Source organism: Janthinobacterium sp. BHSEK (assembly GCF_056174685.1).
This window is the reverse complement of the sequence record NZ_JBWBYV010000127.1, coordinates 1-748: the sequence shown is the minus strand read 5'-3', so window position 1 is coordinate 748 and position 748 is coordinate 1. Positions and strand designations below refer to the sequence as shown.

1 protein-coding gene is annotated in these 748 nt (G+C 61.1%); it reads right to left on the bottom strand.

All coding sequences use genetic code 11. From position 1 onward, the window contains the following. Nucleotides 1-688, bottom strand: a 688-nt coding sequence (locus AC0V2Y_RS27205; RefSeq protein ID WP_475418410.1) for a condensation domain-containing protein, incomplete at its 3' end; no start/stop codon positions are given. Nucleotides 689-748 lie beyond the last annotated feature (60 nt).

Here is a 748-nt window from a genome sequence, read left to right as displayed (position 1 = left end):
TCCAGCGCACCTGTTCGCTTGTGGCGAGATCGACCGTGATCTCGGTCTCGTGGCGCGCGAACAGCGGTTCCGGCAGGCGCGCATAACGTCCGCACCAGAACTGGCGGTCGCGTTCATAACGGGGCGAGTCCAGATAGGCGCAGTCGTCAGCGATAAATTCACTGTAGGACGGGGCCGGGCCGGCTGCCGCCAGCGGGTCCACCAGCAGGCGGTTGTAAACATCGGCTACGGCGTGCAGGAAATTGATCAAACCAGTACCATCGGTAACCAGGTGATGGTAGCGCTTGAGCCAGTAACAGCAGTCGTCTGTGCGCACCAGTTCCACCTCCCACAGCGCGCCGCGCGCCAGGTCGAATGGGCGGCGGAATGCCTGCGCCAGATAGACGCGTGCCCGGGCATCGGCATCCGGCTGGCCGGAGAAATCGATGACCGGCAACGCCACATCGACCGTGTCACGGAAGCGCTGTACCGGCAAGCCGTCTTCGTCGTCCAGCACCATGCGCAACGCGTCATTGGCATTGGCGACCTGATTGATCGCCTGGCGCAGCAATGCGGCATCCACAGCACCGCGGATTTGCCATGCCATACCGACGTTATAGATCGGCAAATCCGGATGCAGCGCCTGGTCCAGCCAGATCACCTTCTGCACCGACGAAAGAGGAAACGTTTGTTGGAAATCATTGGGCATGATGCAAACCTTTTCTAAAAGGACCTGTGCCCGGCATGGCCGGCGGCGCAATCCAAATAC